We start from the raw sequence: 2,711 nt of genomic DNA on the forward strand, positions 1-2,711 counted from the left end.
GCTCCGGGCCTGTGGCCCTCCGCGGGACAGCTTACCGTGTGCGCGTTTTGCGCAGGTCGCTGCACTCCCATTTTTGCGCAAAACGCGCACACGGTAAGCTGCCCCTGCTGGCGGCGTTATGCGATAAAAACCTGATTCACGCGATGACCACTATCGCACTATAGGGGACGTCGGGGAAGTGATGCCGGGTGGCAGAGAGCGATCCAGTTCAGTCACTGCTTGTCGATCTTGTAGTGAGACAAGAACATATCAAGGCAGTCTGGCATGACTCCATTGTTTTCAAGCTTTTGCCCAATTATGAACTCTGGTGTGTAGAAGAAGTCTCTGATCAGGCTTATCAATTGCCTTGAGGCATAATCAGGATCAGCCGAACCCATAGCGCCTGTCTCCCTTGCCAGGCTCTGCTGCAAGTGGCCTGGAATGCGTTACAATCTCCGCTTTTGTCCATTTACAGTCACTCGCAGGAGGAAACAAAAGATGCGCTGCGCAATCATGAAAAGCACCGCACTGGTCATGTTTACAACACTTGTGGCACTCCCATCGCCGAATGTTAGAGCAGAGGCGAGATTCGATGGAAGCACGCTCAAGTCTAATCTTGAGAATGTCAGATCCAGTTTTCAGGTGCCTGGAATGGCGGTCGTCGCACTCTCTGACGGCAAGGAGATATTCAAAGAGGGGTTTGGCTATCGAAATGTCGAGTCAAGAGAGCCATTCACGCCAGATACGATCGGCCTCGTGGCTTCAACGACGAAGTCGATTACCGCAGGTTTAGTAGGGACCCTGGTTGATGATGGCACCTTGGACTGGACAACGCCTGTTAGAGAGTACTGGCCAAAGTTCAAGATGATGGATGCGTTCGCCAGCAGCGAGATGACACTGGAGGATATGCTCAGTCATCGGTCCGGCCTGCCCTATCACGAGAACCTACTAGCGTATGGGGTTGGGCGTGAACTGCCGGATAAATCGAAAGCAAAAGAATATCGATTGGAGCTATTGAATCGATTGCAATACTTTGAGCCATCCTATTCGTTCCGTGCTGGTTGGCAGTACCAGGATGTCATCTACACCAGCGCCGGAGGAATTATCGAGCAGTACACCGGAGAACACTACGAGGACCTCGTACAAGAGCGAATACTCGATCCTTTGGGGATGGAGCACAGCACTTTCTCACGGGAAGCGGCTCGCAATTCTGGCAAGCTGGCTCGGGGCTACGGAGTAGTAGACGGTGATGTCGTGGCAATACCTTTTGCGGACACCCGTTACCTGGCTCCCACGGCCGGCCTCTATTCGTCGGCTGCAGAGATGTCCAAGTGGGTTCAGCTCAACATTGATCAAGGGAAGTATGATGACAAACAGGTCATTTCCCCCGAGAGCATGGAATGGATTCATGGCGCTCACGCCATTATCAGTAACGATTCCAAAGGCATCGGGGGAGGATTGGCAACCTATGGGCAGGGATGGTCTCAGCATACGTTTCGAGGCATGGCCGCTATAGGCCACAGCGGCTAATTCAATGGATCCAGAACACATATCATGTTTATCCCTGAGAAGAGGATCGGTGTTGTCGTCCTTACGAACCTTAACCTCAGTCAGGCAATGGTGGCTGCTAGTTTTGTGACAATGGATTTCCTGCTCGGCAATGAATCGACGGTTGAGTGGACCGACTATTTCCAGGCTCTGGAAGAAAAATCGGCTCAGGCAGTGCAGGCTGCTGAGCGTGAGTTTGACTCCGGGAGAGATCTGTCTCTCGCGCCGCGGCATGACTTGCAGGCCTACGTTGGGAAATTTCATAACCCGGGCTATGGCACGTTTGAGATCGCGCTCCGGGGTGACTCTTTAGTGCAGACTTACGATGGTCGGACTTTCGACCTAGTGCCCTACAACGGCGAGACATTCGCAACTCGATACCAGTCCACAGAGAATCACCTTCATCATATGCCCATGACGTTTGAAAGCAATTCGGACGGCGAAGTGATAGCCGTGAGAATACCGATTGTCCCGGGCATTGAGCCGCCACGATTTCTTCGAGAATGAGTCGGCCAAGGCGAACAGCGAGTATCGCGGTTCTTCGGGCGGACGACCGCTTGTGACCGTTTCTCGCCGCATGGCTCATCTAACCAGGCGTCCGCTTTGGGCACATTGCAGCCATCTCTCTTGAGTAGCAAAATATCGCATAACAAGCGCATGCAGACGGACGCTTCGCTCGCTGCGCGAGCGGCGCGCCACTGATGCGTGGCGTTATGTGTCAGAGAGTTAAAGATGAACCTTCTTTTCGTATGTAGTGAAAATAGACTGAGAAGCCCCACGGGTGAAGAAGTCTTTTCAGCGTATGAAGGCATTAATGCTATTGGTGCTGGAACAAATAGTGACGCAGAGACGGCGGTAAGTGGAGATCTTATAGAGTGGGCAGATATAGTCTTTGCTATGGAAAAATCCCACAAAAATAAGGTTTCTAAGAAGTTTAAAGATCTTTTAAAAGGCAAAAAGCTTGTCTGTCTGGATATTCCTGATAATTACGATCGGATGGATCCAGTATTGGTTAGGATTTTAGAGAATAGGGTTGCGAAACATGTGCGCCTTCGGTAGCGCACATAACAAGTGACTATGGTTTCCCGTCAAGCGATTAAGCCATTTTTTCATCCCAGTGGGTGTTGTTTTTTACCATAGTGTTGAGGATCGTGAGCTGCTTTCGCATGCAGGCGACGATAGCA

The 2,711-nt window shown here is 51.3% G+C and carries 3 protein-coding genes; all 3 read left to right on the plus strand.

The features are described from left to right. Positions 1-420 precede the first annotated feature (420 nt). The 3 genes from KUV22_RS17170 (at position 421) to KUV22_RS17180 (ending at position 2,586) form a co-directional block, all read left to right on the plus strand. Positions 421-1,509, plus strand: coding sequence for a serine hydrolase domain-containing protein (locus tag KUV22_RS17170; protein ID WP_222233006.1), 1,089 nt, complete (start codon positions 421-423; stop codon positions 1,507-1,509). Between the two features lie 24 nt (positions 1,510-1,533). Then, positions 1,534-2,034 carry a DUF3471 domain-containing protein gene (locus KUV22_RS17175; protein WP_222233007.1) on the plus strand — a complete coding sequence of 167 codons (501 nt, stop codon included), beginning with the start codon at positions 1,534-1,536 and terminating at the stop codon, positions 2,032-2,034. 225 nt (positions 2,035-2,259) lie between these two features. Continuing rightward, a complete protein-coding gene (locus KUV22_RS17180; RefSeq protein WP_222233008.1) occupies positions 2,260-2,586 on the plus strand; it encodes a low molecular weight protein tyrosine phosphatase family protein in 327 nt (108 codons plus the stop codon). Positions 2,587-2,711 lie beyond the last annotated feature (125 nt).

The sequence above is a fragment of the Microbulbifer agarilyticus genome (assembly GCF_019800665.1).
In the GTDB taxonomy this organism is placed as follows: domain Bacteria; phylum Pseudomonadota; class Gammaproteobacteria; order Pseudomonadales; family Cellvibrionaceae; genus Microbulbifer; species Microbulbifer agarilyticus_C.

Excerpts from the sequence above, each read along its gene's own strand:
- KUV22_RS17175 (WP_222233007.1), top strand. The coding sequence starts at position 1,534 with ATGTTTATCCCTGAGAAGAGGATCGGTGTTGTCGTCCTTACGAACCTT.
- KUV22_RS17170 (WP_222233006.1), top strand. The coding sequence starts at position 421 with ATGCGTTACAATCTCCGCTTTTGTCCATTTACAGTCACTCGCAGGAGG.
- KUV22_RS17180 (WP_222233008.1), top strand. The coding sequence starts at position 2,260 with ATGAACCTTCTTTTCGTATGTAGTGAAAATAGACTGAGAAGCCCCACG.